11 protein-coding genes are annotated in these 13,986 nt (G+C 70.3%); 9 read left to right on the top strand and 2 right to left on the bottom strand.

All coding sequences use genetic code 11. The features are described 5' to 3' along the window. The first annotated feature begins 52 nt into the window (after nt 1–52). The 4 genes from AB0F52_RS46360 (at nt 53) to AB0F52_RS46375 (ending at nt 3,522) form a co-directional block, all read left to right on the top strand. Nucleotides 53–1,090: an iron chelate uptake ABC transporter family permease subunit gene (locus tag AB0F52_RS46360; RefSeq protein ID WP_360185260.1), complete on the top strand. Its 1,038-nt coding sequence runs from the start codon at nt 53–55 to the stop codon at nt 1,088–1,090. Further along, entirely contained in the window at nt 1,090–2,148 is a 1,059-nt protein-coding gene (locus AB0F52_RS46365; RefSeq protein WP_360185263.1) for an iron chelate uptake ABC transporter family permease subunit, read from the top strand. Before AB0F52_RS46360 ends, AB0F52_RS46365 begins: the two co-directional genes overlap by 1 nt. Nucleotides 2,149–2,152: 4 nt before the next feature. Continuing rightward, on the top strand, nt 2,153–2,956 hold the full coding sequence (locus AB0F52_RS46370) for an ABC transporter ATP-binding protein (RefSeq protein ID WP_360185266.1): 804 nt from the start codon (nt 2,153–2,155) through the stop codon (nt 2,954–2,956). Nucleotides 2,957–3,036: 80 nt separating this feature from the next. Further along, nucleotides 3,037–3,522 (top strand): DinB family protein, encoded by a 486-nt coding sequence (locus tag AB0F52_RS46375; protein WP_360185269.1) that lies wholly within the window; start codon nt 3,037–3,039, stop codon nt 3,520–3,522. A gap of 351 nt (nt 3,523–3,873) precedes the next feature. Here AB0F52_RS46375 and AB0F52_RS46380 read toward each other — a convergent pair whose 3' ends face one another. Continuing rightward, the gene (locus AB0F52_RS46380; protein ID WP_360185271.1) at nt 3,874–5,172 is read right to left on the bottom strand and encodes a lysine N(6)-hydroxylase/L-ornithine N(5)-oxygenase family protein; all 1,299 of its coding nucleotides are present in this window, start codon (nt 5,170–5,172) and stop codon (nt 3,874–3,876) included. A 114-nt stretch (nt 5,173–5,286) separates the two neighbouring features. Between AB0F52_RS46380 and AB0F52_RS46385 the strand changes: the two genes are divergently transcribed. The 5 genes from AB0F52_RS46385 (at nt 5,287) to AB0F52_RS46405 (ending at nt 11,544) form a co-directional block, all read left to right on the top strand. Then, the gene (locus tag AB0F52_RS46385) at nt 5,287–6,231 is read left to right on the top strand and encodes a methionyl-tRNA formyltransferase (RefSeq protein ID WP_360185274.1); all 945 of its coding nucleotides are present in this window, start codon (nt 5,287–5,289) and stop codon (nt 6,229–6,231) included. 55 nt (nt 6,232–6,286) lie between these two features. Beyond that, the gene (locus tag AB0F52_RS46390; RefSeq protein ID WP_360185277.1) at nt 6,287–8,377 is read left to right on the top strand and encodes an alpha-galactosidase; all 2,091 of its coding nucleotides are present in this window, start codon (nt 6,287–6,289) and stop codon (nt 8,375–8,377) included. 112 nt (nt 8,378–8,489) lie between these two features. Further along, entirely contained in the window at nt 8,490–9,761 is a 1,272-nt protein-coding gene (locus tag AB0F52_RS46395) for an extracellular solute-binding protein (RefSeq protein ID WP_360185280.1), read from the top strand. Beyond that, nucleotides 9,743–10,708 carry a sugar ABC transporter permease gene (locus tag AB0F52_RS46400; RefSeq protein WP_360185283.1) on the top strand — a complete coding sequence of 322 codons (966 nt, stop codon included), beginning with the start codon at nt 9,743–9,745 and terminating at the stop codon, nt 10,706–10,708. The genes AB0F52_RS46395 and AB0F52_RS46400 overlap by 19 nt, the downstream gene beginning before the upstream one ends. Next, complete coding sequence (locus tag AB0F52_RS46405) at nt 10,705–11,544, top strand: carbohydrate ABC transporter permease (protein ID WP_360185286.1); 840 nt, start codon at nt 10,705–10,707, stop codon at nt 11,542–11,544. Before AB0F52_RS46400 ends, AB0F52_RS46405 begins: the two co-directional genes overlap by 4 nt. A gap of 686 nt (nt 11,545–12,230) precedes the next feature. Here AB0F52_RS46405 and AB0F52_RS46410 read toward each other — a convergent pair. Beyond that, the gene (locus AB0F52_RS46410; RefSeq protein WP_360185289.1) at nt 12,231–13,868 is read right to left on the bottom strand and encodes an ABC-F family ATP-binding cassette domain-containing protein; all 1,638 of its coding nucleotides are present in this window, start codon (nt 13,866–13,868) and stop codon (nt 12,231–12,233) included. Nucleotides 13,869–13,986 lie beyond the last annotated feature (118 nt).

Genomic DNA, 13,986 nt, shown 5'->3' on the forward strand with positions numbered 1-13,986 from the left:
ACTCCTGTACCATCGGTTAGCCTTACCTAAATCAGTACCAGTCGGAGGTGCGGTGCGAACAGACCCCGGAGGGATCGCTCTCGAGCGACGCCCGCCACACACGGGCCGCGCGCTCGGTCTGCTGGCCGCTCTCGGTGTCCTGGTTTTCCTCTGCCTGCTGAGTGTCTGGCTGGGCTCCAAGGAGATCTCGTTCAGCGCCGTCTGGCAGGCCCTGTGGCACGACGACGGCTCCGCCGACGCCGTGATCATCCACAGTGTCCGGATGCCGCGCACGCTCCTGGCCGTACTGATCGGCGCCGCGCTCGGGCTGGCCGGCACGCTCATGCAGGCGCTGACCCGCAACCCCCTGGCCGACCCGGGACTGCTCGGCGTCAGCGCCGGGGCCGCGTTCGCCATCGTCTTCTCCATCACGGTGCTCGGCGTGAGCTCCCTCTACGGCTACATCTGGTTCGCCTTCGCCGGTGCGCTCGCCGCGACCACGGTCGTCTACTTCCTCGGCACCCGGGGCCGCAACGGCTCGAGCCCGGTCAAGCTGGCCCTCGCCGGAGCCGCCGTCACGGCGCTGCTCGGGTCGTTCACCAGCGCGATGGTGCTGTCGGACCCGGTGGCGCTCAACCGGTTCCGGTTCTGGTCGGCCGGTTCGCTCGCCGGCGTCGACAGCGGATCCCTGCTGCGGGTGCTGCCCTTCCTCGTCGCCGGCGTGGTGCTGGCCATCGCGAGCGGCCCCGCGCTGAACAGCCTCGCCCTCGGCGACGACGTCGCGGTGGCGCTCGGGCGGCGGCTGGGCCCGCTGCGGCTGCGCGGCGCTCTGGCCATCACGCTCCTGACCGGCGCGTCCGTCGCGGTCGCCGGCCCGATCGTGTTCCTCGGCCTGGTCGTCCCGCACGCCGTGCGGTTCGTCATCGGGCCGGACCACCGGTGGCTGCTGCCCTACACCGCGGTCCTCGCGCCCTGCCTGCTGCTGGCCGCGGACATCCTCGGCCGGATCATGGCCCGGCCCGGCGAGGTCCGCGCCGGGGTGATCGTCGCCTTCCTCGGCGCACCGTTCTTCATCTGGCTGGTCCGCCGCCGCAAGCTGGTGGAGGCCTGATGAGCCTGCTGCAGGTCCGGCGCGGCCGCGTCACCTTCCGCCTCGCGAAACCCGCGGTGTCCGGCCAGGTCCGGCTCCGGCCGGTGGCCGTCTCGCTCGTGCTCGCCGTGCTGGCGTTCGCGTTGTTCTGCGTGGGCATGACGATCGGCGACGTCCCGCTCGGCGTGTCCGACGTCCTGCCCGCTGTGTTCGGCGGGGGCGACAGCGGCACCGGCTACATCGTGCGGGAGCTGCGGCTGCCGCGGGCGCTGACCGGGCTGCTGGCCGGGCTGGCGTTCGGCGCGTCCGGCGCGGTGTTCCAGACCATCACGCGCAACCCGCTGGCCAGCCCGGACCTGATCGGCATCAACGCGGGCGCGGCCACCGCCGTCGTCGCCGGGATCTCGTTCGGCTTCGGCGGCGGCCTCGGCACCCCCACGCTCGGCCTGCTGGGAGGGCTGCTGACCGGCCTGCTCGTGTACGTCCTCGCGTGGCGGCGCGGCACCACCGGCTACCGGATCATCCTGGTGGGCATCGGCATCTTCGCGATGTGCACCAGCCTGACCGACTACCTGCTCAGCCGCGCGCAGATCACCGAAGCCCAGGCGTCGATCGGCTGGCTGGTGGGCAACCTCGCCAACCGCGGCTGGGAGCACGTCGTCCCGCTGGCCGGCGCGCTGGCGGTGCTGCTGCCGCTCGTGCTGGCCCTGTCGCGGTGGATGGGCACGCTGCAGCTCGGCGACGACGTGGCGGCCGGGCTCGGCACGCCGGTGCAGCCGGTCCGGCTGGGGCTGCTGCTGGCCGGCGCCGGGCTGGTGGCCTTCGCGACGGCGTCCGCGGGCCCCATCTCGTTCGTGGCGCTGACCGCGCCGCAGATCGCGCAACGCCTGGCGCGCCGGCCTTCCCCACCGCTCATCGCATCCGCGCTCACCGGCGCGGTGGTGGTGCTGGGCAGCGACCTCCTGGCCCGCACCCTCACGGCGTCCCCGCTGCCGGTCGGCATCGTGACCGGCGCGCTCGGCGCCCCGCTGCTGCTCTGGCTGCTGGCCAGGGCCAACCGATCCGGCTCCGGAGGCTGAGAAGATGACACCGTCCCTGCGCGTGCAGGACCTGCGCGTCGCCTACGACGACCGGGTCGTCATCGACGGCCTCGACCTCGACATCCCGGCCGGGAAGATCACCGCGATCGTCGGGCCGAACGCGTGCGGCAAGTCGACGCTGCTGCGCACGCTGGCCCGGCTGCTCACGCCGAAGGCGGGCGGGGTGTACCTGGACGGCCGTTCGATCCACGACCTGCCCACCCGCCAGGTCGCTCAAAGACTCGGCATCCTGCCACAGTCCCCGGTGGCCCCCGAAGGCATGACGGTGGCCGACCTCGTCGGCCGCGGCCGCGCCCCGCACCAGAGCTGGTGGCGCCAGTGGTCCACATCGGACGAAGACGCGGTCCGCGCGGCGCTGGAGGCCACCTCGCTGCTGGACCTCGCCGGCCGCCCGGTGGACGAGCTGTCCGGCGGCCAGCGCCAGCGCGCGTGGATCGCGATGGCGGTCGCGCAGGGCACGCCGGTGCTGCTGCTCGACGAGCCGACGACGTACCTCGACCTCGCCCACCAGATCGACGTGCTCGACCTGGTCGTCGACCTCAACCGCGCGGAGGGCCGCACGGTGGTGATGGTGCTGCACGACCTGCCCCAGGCGTGCCGGTACGCCGACCACGTGATCGCGATGAAGGCGGGCCGCGTGGTGGCCTCTGGCGAGCCGGCGTCGGTGATCACCGAGAACCTGGTCGAGGAGGTCTTCGACGTCCGCTGCCAGGTCGCCCCGGACCCGGTGAGCGGGACGCCGATGGTGATCCCGATCAGCCGCCACCACCCGGCGCCGGTGCACTAGCGCTATCCTGGGGCCCGGCCGTCCTCACCGTCTCCGAGGACCGATCCGGCCGAACTCCCCCACCCAGGAAGCTGACTGCCGTGTACGCGCTGCCCGAAAAGACCACCGGCCCCGAACGCGAACTGCTGGAGGCCATGCTCGACCGCGGCCGCCTCGCGCTCGTCGAGAACGCGCGCGGGCTGTCGGAAGCGGACGCCCGGCGCCGGCTGGTCCCGTCCCTGACCACGCCGATCGCCCTGGTGAAGCACGCCGCCGTCGCCGAGCGCCGCTGGTTCCAGTGGCTCATCGCCGGGCTCGACCAGGCCGAGATCGACGGGCCTTCGACCCCCGGGGACCCCAGTTTCGTGGTCACCGACGAAGAAACGGTCGACGACGTGATCGCCGAGTACGAACGGACCAGCGCGCGCTCACGGGAGATCGCGGCGGGTTTCTCGCTCGACGACCGCTGGACGCACCCCGTCGTCGGCGAGGTCACCCTCCGCTTCGTCTACCTGTTCCTGATCGAGGAGCTCGCCCGCCACACCGGCCACGGCGACATCCTCCGGGAACAGCTCACCGCACGCTGACGGCCAACTCCCCGGCCGGCTCGCCGTGCTCCAGTGATACGACGGGCCGATCGAGGGCTCCCTGCGGATCGCCTATCCCGGTTCGTGCCGGCACTTCGAAGTCATCGCGACGGCGTACCCGGACAAGGTCCGGACAACCGGCATCACGCGCTGTCCGCCGCCGTCTTCGACCGCCTTCAGGAGTTCCTCGAGCCGCCTTCGACCGGGCACCCCTGGGTGCCCTCGGGGCTGCTGACAGCAGACAAGCATTCGGCGAGCGACCGGGCGCTGGACCGGCTGAAGCAGCTGTTCCCGGGTCCGGCGGTGGTCGTGCGCTCACCCTACGTCTAAATGTCACCGCCGTGTGGCGATTCAGCGTAGGCTGACGGCAAGCTCCCCGGCCGGCTCCGCGACCACCCGGCGGTCCACGACGGACTGCAGGATCTCCCCCACCCGCACCGCGGTGTTCGACAGCAGCGACGACGTGATGCCGTGCGTGTGCTCGGTGCCGCCCTGCAGGTAGATCCCGCCGCGCAGCGGGAATTCGGTCACCAGCCGGTAGTCGCGCTCGACGCGGAGCCGGCCTTCGGCGTCGCGCAGGCACCGCGGGCCCAGTTCGCCGAGCAGCGGCGTCGGGTCCGCGGGCCGGTACCCCGTGGCGTAGACGACCGCGTCGGCGTCCAGGACCGTGCGCTCGCCCGTCGTCAGGGACTCCACCGTCACCGTTCCGCTGTCGGTCACTTCGACCGGGCGCGAGACGTTGAACAGCCGCAACCGTTCCACGCCCAGCACCTTCTCGCGGTAGACGCGCCGGTAGAGCTCGTCGATCAGGTCGATGTCGACGGCCGAGTAGTTCGTCGCGCCGTGGTAGCGCATCAGGCGGTCCTTCACCGGCTCGCCCGCGCGGTAGAACTGGTCGACGGCGTCCGGGTCGAAGATGCGGTTGGCGAACGAGCTGTCGTCGGCCGGGCTGTAGCCGTAGCGGGCGAAGACCGCGCACACCTCGGCGCAGGGGAACTCTTCGTGCAGCAACGCGGCGACCTCGGCCGCGCTCTGGCCGGCCCCGACCACGACGAACCGCTTCGGGTCGGCATCGCGCAACGCGTCGACCCGGAACAGCAGTTCGCTGTTGTGCCAGATCCGGTCCCCGGCGGCGACGCCCTCGGGCAGCTGCGGCCGCAGACCCGTGCCCATCACCAGGTTGCGGGCGCGCAGGCAGGAGCCGTCCGAGGCCCGGACGTCGAAGTACGCGACTTCGGACCCGTCGTACACCGGTGTCACCGAGACGACCTCGGTGCCGTAGGAGACGACGTCGTCGACCTTGGCGGCCGCCCACTCGAAGTAGTCGTGGAACTCGACCCGCAGCGGGAAGAGGTTCTTGTGGTTGATGAAGTCGACCAGCCGCCCGGCGGCGTGCAGGTAGTTGAGGAAGCTGAACCCGCTGGTCGGGTTCCGCATGGTGACCAGGTCCTTGAGGAACGACACCTGCATGGTCGCGGTCTCGATCAACATCCCGCGGTGCCAGCCGAAGCGCGGCTGCCGCTCGAGGAAGTGCGCGGTCACCGGCTCACCGGGACCGGCGTTGTGCTCGGCGAGGGCGATCGCGAGGGCCAGGTTCGACGGTCCGAAGCCCACGCCGACGATGTCGTGGATCGGGACCTCTGCAGTCATGTTGCTCCCTCGCGCGCTCCGGTACGGTTCAGGGAACCCTAACCTAACTTAGGCGAGCCTCGCCTAGTACGTTCGTGGTGATGTTCGTCCCCCGATCATGAAAGGCACTCTCGAATGCGCGTGGCGATGTTCGGCTACCAGACCTGGGGGCACCGGACCCTGCGGGCGCTCATCGACGCCGGTCACGAGGTCGCCCTCGTGGTCACGCACCCGAAGAGCGACCACGCCTACGAGCGGATCTGGGCGGACTCGGTCGCCGACCTCGCTTCCGCGCACGACATCCCGGTTCTCCTGCGCAACCGCCCGGACGACGCCGAGCTGCTGGCCGAGCTCAAGGCCGCCGACCTCGACCTGATCGTGGCGAACAACTGGCGCACCTGGCTGCCGCCGGAGATCTTCGAGCTGCCGCGGCACGGCACCCTGAACATCCACGACTCGCTGCTGCCGGCGTACGCGGGCTTCTCGCCGCTCATCTGGGCCGTCATCAACGGCGAGCCCGAGGTCGGCGTCACCGCCCACATGATGGACGGCGAGCTCGACGCCGGCGACATCGTGCTGCAGCGCGCGATCCCGGTCGGGCCGTCCGACACCACGACCGACCTCTTCCACCGCACGGTCGACCTCATCGCGCCGATCACCGCCGAAGCCATCGCATTGATCGAGACCGGCTACACGCCGGTGCCGCAGGACCGGTCCAAGGCCAGTTTCTTCCACAAGCGGGCCAAGCGGGACAGCCTGATCGACTGGACCCTCCCGCCCGCCGACCTCGAGCGGTTCGTGCGCGCGCTGTCGGACCCGTACCCGAACGCGTTCGCCTACCACCGCGGCGAGGAGCTGCGGATCCTGAAGGCGTCGGTCTCCCAAGGCCACTACGGCGGCACGCCGGGCCGGATCTTCATCCGCGAGGGCGACGGCGTCGTGATCGTCGCCGGGCCGGACGCCCGGCGCGGCCGGTCCCCCGGCCTGCTCGTCGAGCGCGTCCGCACCGCCGACGGGACCGAACTGCCCGCGCACGAGTACTTCAAGACGATGGGCGGCTACCTCACCGACCGTCCCTGACCGGTGAGCGGGACATCCCTTGGCGGCGGCCACGCCGGTGAGCAGGATGTCCCGCATGGCCGGGATCAGCTTCCTCGACGAACACCGCACCTGGGTGCTCACCGGCGAGTCGGGCACGTATGCGCTGCGGCTGGACGAAGACGACGTCCCGACCCACGTCCACTGGGGCCCCGCGCTGTCCGACGCCGAAGTCCTCGAGCTGTCCGGGAAAACCCTTCCCTGGTGGGACGGCTTCAACGATCCGAACGAGGGACTCGCCGAACTGGCCGCCGACGGGGGCACCCGGTACTGGACGCCCGCGCTGCAGGTCCGCTTCGCCGACGGGACGCGGGCCCTCGAATGGCGGTACGAGAACCACGAAATCACCGGTGAGCACCTGCGCCTGTTCTTCGCGGACCGGCACTACCCGCTGCGGATCACCCTGCACTACCGGCTGCGCGGCGCCGTCCTCGAACGTTGGACCGAGCTGAACGCCGACACCGACGTCGAGGTCGTCCGGGCCGACTCGGCGACCTGGGCGGTGCCGCTCTTCGAGGACTACCGGCTGAGCCACGTCACCGGTCGCTGGGCGGCGGAGACGCAGCTGCACCGCGTGAGTGCGCCGCACGGCGAAACCGGCTTCGGGAGCCGTCGCGGGATCACCGGCCACCACGCCAACCCCTGGGTGATGGTCGACGACGGCACGGCGACCGAGCGCCACGGCGAGGTCTACGGCGTCGCGCTGGCCTGGAGCGGGTCGTGGCGCCTGACCACCACCCGCTCGTCGACCGGACGGCTGACGGTCAGCGGGGGTTTCGGCCAGGACGGCGTCGTCCACCGCGTCGGGCCGGGCCGTCCGCTGACCACGCCGGTTTCCGCCGGGCTGTACACCGACGGCGGGTTCGGCGCGGCGAGCCGCGCGTGGCACGCCTACGTCCTCGCGCACGTCCTGCCGCACGCGGACGAACTGCGTCCGGTGCTCTACAACTCTTGGGAGGCCACCGGATTCGACGTCACCGAGGCGGGCCTGCGCGCGCTGGCCGAGCGGGCGGCGGCGCTCGGCGTCGAGCTGTTCGTGATGGACGACGGCTGGTTCGGCGCCCGCACCGGCGACCACGCCGGGCTCGGCGACTGGCAGGTCAACCGCGCACGGTTCCCCGACGGGCTGAAGCCGCTGGTCGACGCGGTGCACGGGCTCGGGATGCGGTTCGGCATCTGGGTCGAGCCCGAGATGGTCAACCCCGACAGCGACCTCTACCGCTCCCACCCGGATTGGGTGCTGCACCACCCGCACCGGCGCCGCTCGGAGCTGCGGCGGCAGCTGGTGCTCAACTTCGCGCGCCCGGACGTCGCCGAGTGGGCGCACGAGTGGCTCGACCGGCTCGTCGGCGAGCACGGCGTCGACTTCCTCAAGTGGGACATGAACCGGCCGTTCAGCGAAGCGGGCTGGCCCGGCGAAACTGACCAGGACCGGCTGTGGGTCGAGCACACCCGCGCGGTGTACGCGCTGCTCGACCGGCTGCGCGCGGACCACCCCGGCCTGCGGATCGAGTCCTGCGCGGGCGGTGGCGGCCGGATCGACCTCGGCGTCCTGGCCCGCACCGACCAGGTCTGGACCTCCGACAACACCGACGCGCTCGACCGGCTGCGGATCCAGCACGGGTACAGCCAGCTCTATCCCGCCCGCGCGATGTCCGCCTGGGTCACCGACAACCCCAATTTCGTGACGGCCCGTTCGGTGCCGCTCGCGTTCCGGTTCCACGTCGCCATGGCCGGTGTGCTCGGCCTCGGCGGCGACCTCGTGCACTGGCCGGCCGACGAGCTCGCGGCGGCCCGGGATCTCGTGGCGCTCTACAAGGACATCCGGCCGGTCGTGCAGCACGGCGCGCTGTACCGGCTCCGGCCGCCGGTCGACGACGGCGTCACCGCTCTCCAGTACGTGCACGGCGATCGCGTGGTCGTGTTCGAGTACCGGCAGGCCGCGCACTTCGGCGAGCCGGAGCGGCCGCTGCGGCTGGCCGGCCTCGATCCCGCTCACCGGTACCTGGATCCGGATTCCGGGACCCCGTACAGCGGCGCCGTGCTGCTCGCCGGCGGACTGCCGCCCGGCCTCCCGACCGGCGACTTCGCCAGCAGAGTCGTCCGCCTCAACCGGTTAAAGATCTGATCTATCGGGCCATCAGCCGCACTTTCGACGGTATTCGACGCTTGACACTCCGGTAAACGTCCGATCGAATGCCTCATACATCACATATGGTGGGTGACGGAAGGCGGCGGTCATGAGAAGGTCCCTGACGCTGGGAGCAGTGGCGCTCCTAGCGGTGAGCGCGTGCTCGGTCGGGTCGAACACCGGCGGTGGCGGCGACGCGGAGATCACCTTCCTGACGTTCGAAACCCCGAACCTCACCCCCGCCTACTGGGACGCCGCCATCAAGCGCGTCACGGACAAGAACCCGGGCGTCAAGGTCAAGAAGCTCGTCGCCCCGACCGCCGACGGGCGGACGGCGTACGCGAAGCAGCTCCTGCAGTCCGGCCAGTTCCCCGACGTGATGATCGCCGTCGACTCGGCCGGTTTCGCCGAGGCGGGCAACCTCTACGCGTGGACGCCCGAGGAGCTGAAGGACTTCCAGTTCCCGCAGGCCAACCCGGTGAACGGCAAGTACTACCAGCTGCCGGCGAACACCCAGACCATCCCGCCGATCTACTACAACAAAAAGATGTTCGCCGACGCGGGCATCGCGGCGCCGCCGAAGACGTGGGACGAACTCGTCGCCGACGCCGGCAAGCTCAAGGACAAGGGCTACGCGCCGTTCACCATCGGCGGCGGCAAGGACGGCTTCCCGTCGTCGATGATCCTCTCCGGACTGGTCAGCACCGAGGTCTACAACACGATGCCGGACTGGCTCACCCAGCGGCGTCAGGACAAGGTGAAGTTCGCCGATCCCGCGTTCCAGCACGCGTTTTCGAAGCTCGCCGACCTCGCGGCGAAGGAGTACGTCGACAAGACCAGCGTGTCCCGCGACTACGCGGCGACCGAGCAGGCCTTCCTCGACGGCCAGAGCGCGATGTACCCGATGGGCAACTGGTTCGCCGCCAACGCCGACTCGAAGAAGCACGACTTCGAGGTCGGCGTCTTCAACTTCCCCACCGAGGACGGAAAGCTGGTCGTCCCCGCCTACACCGGCGGCGGCATGATCGTCAACGCCAAGGCCGCGAACCTCGACGCCGCCCGGAAGTTCGCCCTCGGTTTCCAGCTCGACAAGGACCAGCTGGACGCCTCCGTCAAGGCCGACGGCCTGTTCCCGGCGATCAAGGGCTACACGCCGCCGTCCGACGTCGGAGCGACGTTCAAGGCCGGCTACGACCTCTACACCCAGGCCGTGCAGCAGAACGCCGTGGTGCACGCGTTCCGCTGGGAAACCGCCGACGACGGGCTGCTGCCCGGGATGAAGGACAAGGTCGACCAGGCCGCCCAGGACGTGATCACCGGCCGCAAGTCCGTGGCCGACGCGTGCGCCTTCCTGGACACCGAGTGGGCGAAGGCGGGCTGACGTCCTTGACCGCCGTCGCCGCTCCCCCGGCCCCGCCCCGCCCGGTGGCCCCGCGCCGCCGCCGACGCCGGCCGGTCCTGCCGCGGCTGGCGCACTTCGCGTCGTTCGGCGCGCCGGGCGTGCTCGTGTACCTGTGTTTCGTGATGGCGCCGATCCTGATCAGCTTCGGGTACAGCCTGACGAACTACAACCCGTTCCACCCCCCGGTGAAGTTCGTCGGCTTTGACAACTACCGCCTGCTGTTCACCGACTCGCAGTTTCTGACCGCGCTGCGGGTGACCACGATCCTGACGGTGATCGTGGTGATCGTCCCCAACGTCCTGGGTCTCGGCGTGGCGCTGCTGCTGGACCGGAAAGGCTGGCTGTACAACGCTTTGCGGAGCGTGTTCTTCACCCCGGTGATCCTCAGCTCGGTCGTGGTGTCGATCGTCTGGTCCCGGTTGCTCGACGACCGCGGGCCGCTCAACAGCCTGTTGCGTGGCCTGGGCGTCTCGCACCCTCCGGGCTGGTTGTCCGATCCGGACCTGGCGCTGTACTCGGTCGCGTCGATCGTGTGCTGGCAGATGCTCGGGTTCTGCGTCGTGGTCTACCTGGCCGGCCTGCAGGGGATTCCGCCGGAGCTGCTGGAGGCGGCGGAGATCGACGGCGCGGGGCCGTTGCGCCGGTTCCGCGCGGTGACGTGGCCGTTGCTGGCGCCGTCGCTGACGATCAACACGGTGGTGCTGCTGATCTCGGCGTTCAAGACCTACGACTACGTCAAGGTGATCACCAACGGAGGCCCGGGTTCCGGCGCCACGGCGACGATCGCGTTCGACGTCCTGCAGACGGGTTTCGACTCGAACCACGTCGGTTACGCGTCCGCGATGGCTGTGTTGATGCTGGTGATCGTGGCGCTGGTGACGACGGTGGTGCTGAACTTCCTCCGCCGCCGGGAGGTGGACCTGTGACCCTTTCCCGCCGTCGTCCCGGTTCCATTGCCCGGCCCGCGGTTGCCCTTCTCGTCAGCGCGGTCTTCTTCGTGCCGCTGTACCTGGTGCTGGCCAACGTGTTCAAGCGGGGCGAGCTGATCGCGAAGGAGCCGGCGTCGCTGCCGCTGCCGCCGACGTTGGCGAACATCCACGCGGTGCTGACCCGGCCGGACGGGCTGTTCTGGGTCAGCTTGACCAACAGCATCGTCGTGACGGTGTTGTCGATCCTGGTCCTGACGGTGCTGTCCGCGATGCTCGGCCACTACTTGGCGCGCTCGGGCAAGCGGTGGACGAAGGTGCTCACGCTGGTCCTGCTGGCCGGCTTGATGATCCCGCCGCAGGTGATCCTGATCCCGATCACCGACGTCCTCAGGGTGACTCATTTGATGGCCACCCTGCAGGGGCTGATCCTGTTCAACGTGGGGTACTACGTGCCGTTCGGGGTGTTCGTGTTCACCGGGTTCATCCGCGGCGTGCCGGTGGAACTGGAGGAGGCCGCCCTGCTCGACGGCGCGAGCCGCATGCAGGTGTTCTGGCGAGTGGTGTTCCCGCTGTTGCGCCCGGCAACGGCCTCGGTGTTGATCTTCTTGGGCGTGTGGATCTGGAACGACTTCATCGACCCGCTGATCATTTTGGGCCCCAGCCAGGGAACGACGATCACGACGGGCATCTACCGGTCGATCGGCCAGTACCAGGCGGACCTGGGGAGCGTGTTCGCACTGATGTTCCTGGCGACACTGCCGGTGTTGATCTTTTATCTGGCGTTGCAGAAGCAGTTCGTGAAGGGCCTGACCGGCGGGGCGACAAAGGGGTGAGCGGCGCTCTCCCGCGAGAGCACCGCTCACCCGTCGTGCGCAACCGGAGCTCACTTCCGAGAGCACTGCTCACGCGCGACTGCGGGAGGCGCTCACATCCGAGAGCACCGCTCACGCGCCACCGCGGAGGCGCTCAGAAGCGAGAGCACCGCTCACACCCCAGCGCACGTAGCGCTTACACCCGAGAGCACTGCTCACACCCCGGCAGCATGCAGCGCTTACACCCGAGAGCACCGCTCAGCCGCAGCAGCGCCCCGCGTCCAAGTCCGAGAGCGCTGCTCACATTCGATTGCTAGCACCACTCACCGTCGAGAGCACTGCTCAAACTCCACAGCACGCCGCGCTCGCCCCGAGAGCGCTGCTCCCACCCCGGCGACGGGCAGCTGTCAGTTACGAGAGCGCCGCTCACCCGCCCCAACCGACGGTGCTCGCGCCACGAGAGCACCGCTCCGACCCAACGGAAGACAGCGCACAGATTTGAGAGCATCGCTCTCGCCTCCGCAGCGAGCAGTGCTCACTGTCGAGAGCACTGCTCACCCCTGACAGCCGCCACCGCTCACAGTCGAGAGCACCGCTCACAATGATCCTCAATACGGCCCCTCAACACAGTGGCCCCCTCAACACAGTGGCCCAAAGCGAGAGCACCGCTCACACCGCCGAAGCCCAAGAGCCGCCCCCACCACAGGTCACACCTCGCTGACCTTCCCCCCATCGACCACCAACCGGCGCGTCACCTGCACGGCATCAAGCATCCGCCGATCATGCGTCACCAGCAGCAGCGTCCCCGGGTACTTGTCCAGTGCCGCCTCCAGCTGCTCGATCGCCGGCAGGTCCAGGTGGTTGGTCGGCTCGTCCAGCACCAGCAGGTTCACCCCCCGCGCCTGCAGCAAAGCCAGCGCCGCCCGCGTCCGCTCGCCCGGCGAGAGCGTCGCCGCCGAGCGCAGGACGTGTGCGGCCTTCAAGCCGTACTTCGCCAGCAGCGTCCGCACGTCCGCGTCCGCCAGCTCCGGCACCTCACGGGCGAACGCCGAAAACAGCGGGACGTCACCCAGGAACAGCCGCCGCGCCTGGTCGACCTCGCCGACCACCACACCCGGCCCCAGCGCGGTGGCGCCCGAGTCGAGGGGCACCCGGCCCAGCAGCGCCGCCAGGAGCGTCGACTTGCCCGACCCGTTCGCCCCGGTGATCGCGACCTTGTCCGCCCAGTCGATCTGCAGGTCGACCGGCCCGAGCGTGAACCCGCCCCGCCGGACCACCGCCCCACGCGAAGTCGAGACCACCGCGCCCGCTCGCGGGGCCGCGGCGATCTCCATCCGCAGCTCCCACTCCTTGCGCGGCTCTTCGACGACGTCCAGGCGCTCGATCATCCGGTCGGTCTGCCGCGCCTTCGACGCCTGCTTCTCCGTGGCTTCCGAGCGGAACTTGCGCGCCGCCTTGTCGTTGTCGGGCTGCTTTCGGCGGGCGTTCTTGACGCCCTTCTCCATCCACGCCCGCTGCATCCGCCCGCGCGCCTCGAGCGACGCCTTCGTGTCGGCGAACTCCTCGTACTCCTCGCGCGCGTGCCGCCGGGCGACTTCGCGCTCCTCGAGGTACGCCTCGTACCCGCCGCCGTAGACGTTCACCTGCTGCTGGGCCAGGTCCAGCTCGACGACGCGGTCGACGGTCCTGGCCAGGAACTCGCGGTCGTGGCTGACCAGCACCGTCGCCGCGCGCAGGCCCGAGACGAACCGCTCCAGCCGGGCCAGGCCGTCCAGGTCGAGGTCGTTCGTCGGCTCGTCGAGCAGGAAGACGTCGTAACGGCTCAGCAGCAGCGAAGCGAGCCCCGCGCGCGCCGCCTGGCCGCCCGAGAGCGACGTCATCGGCTGGTCGAGGTCCACGGCCAGGCCGAGGTCCGCGGCGACTTCGGCGGCCCGGTCGTCGAGGTCGGCGCCGCCGAGGGCGAGCCACCGGTCCAGGGCCGCGGCGTACTGGTCGTCCGCGCCCGCGGAGCCCGCCGTCAGCGCGTCGGTCGCCGAGTCGAGGTCGGCCTGCGCCGCCGAGACGCCGGTGCGCCGCGCCAGGAAGGCGCGCACCGACTCGCCTTCCCGCCGTTCCGGCTCCTGCGGCAGGTGCCCGACGGTCGCGGCCGGCGGGTTCAGCCGGACCTCGCCGCTGTCCGGCTTCGCGAGCCCGGCCAGGGTCCGCAGGAGGGTCGACTTGCCGGCGCCGTTGACCCCGACCAGGCCGACGACGTCCCCGGGCGCGACGACGAGATCGAGGCCGGAAAAGAGGGTGCGGTCACCGTGGCCGGCGGCCAGGTCCTTCGCGACGAGAGTTGCGCTCATGAGGTAGCCGAGTCTACGACCTCGCCGTGAACTGTCAGATCAAGGTCAAAACCACCGGCTGTGTGTGTCCCGTGGCGCTTTGATCACTCACTGTGGGTACCCTGTTCGGTTGTCAGTC

The sequence above is a fragment of the Amycolatopsis sp. NPDC024027 genome, assembly GCF_040638975.1.
GTDB lineage: Bacteria > Actinomycetota > Actinomycetes > Mycobacteriales > Pseudonocardiaceae > Amycolatopsis.